The sequence below is a fragment of the Nostoc sp. KVJ20 genome (assembly GCF_001712795.1).
GTDB lineage: Bacteria > Cyanobacteriota > Cyanobacteriia > Cyanobacteriales > Nostocaceae > Nostoc.
The window spans coordinates 1-825 of sequence record NZ_KV757827.1; the positions used below are offsets into that span (position 1 = coordinate 1).

At 44.0% G+C, this 825-nt stretch carries 1 pseudogene; it reads left to right on the top strand.

Annotated elements, in window-relative coordinates:
- Positions 1 to 307: 307 nt before the first annotated feature.
- Positions 308 to 825 (top strand): annotated as a pseudogene (locus A4S05_RS37985) (PD40 domain-containing protein); the annotation flags it as partial.

The following is an 825-nucleotide window of genomic DNA, read 5'->3' on the forward strand; positions in this document are numbered from 1 at the left end:
ATTGTTTTCTGTAACTCACATATTGCCTTGCCCTGCTCAATAATTATCTCTACCAGTTCTTCTTTTGATAACTGGTTCAAGCTTTCTCGGTCTAAATCTTGAGGCAGGTTTTGGTTCATATTTGTGATACTCCCCCTCAAGTGTCCCCCTTGTCAATACTCTGCCACCTGAATCCTTACAAAATTTTCAAGCAGAGGAAAAAATTCAAACAGCTAACAAACAAGTTAAAACGGCTGAACAAAAAGCACAACAGGCAAATAGACAACAACAGGAAGCACAATCTAAAACTAAACAGGCTCAAACTATTTTGAGTCAGGCGCAAGCAGCGCTACAAGGAGCAGAAGCAGCACAAAAAGAAGCACAAAAGGGAACGGAATTAGAACGGGCTGGTGTTAATGCCTTAAGACAGTTTGAGTATACTGAATTAGAATCGCTGGTGGCAGCAATGCACAGTGGTAAAGAGTTAAAAACTTTGGTAAAAGATGGTCGCCCTTTAGAAAAATATCCAGCTATCAGCCCTATTTTTGCTTTGGATAGTATTCTCAATAAAATTAAAGAACGTAACCAGTTCAAAGGGCATCAAGGCATTGTCTCAAGTGTGAGTTTCAGCCCGGACGGCAAAACCATCGCCACAGCATCATCTGACAACACAGCGCGGTTGTGGACGCTCAACGGGCAACTCCTCCAAGAATTCAAAGGGCATCAAGGCGGAGTCTCAAGTGTGAGTTTCAGCCCGGACGGCAAAACCATCGCCACAGCATCAGCTGACAACACAGCGCGGTTGTGGACGCTCAACGGGCAACTGCTACAAGAATTCAAAGGGCA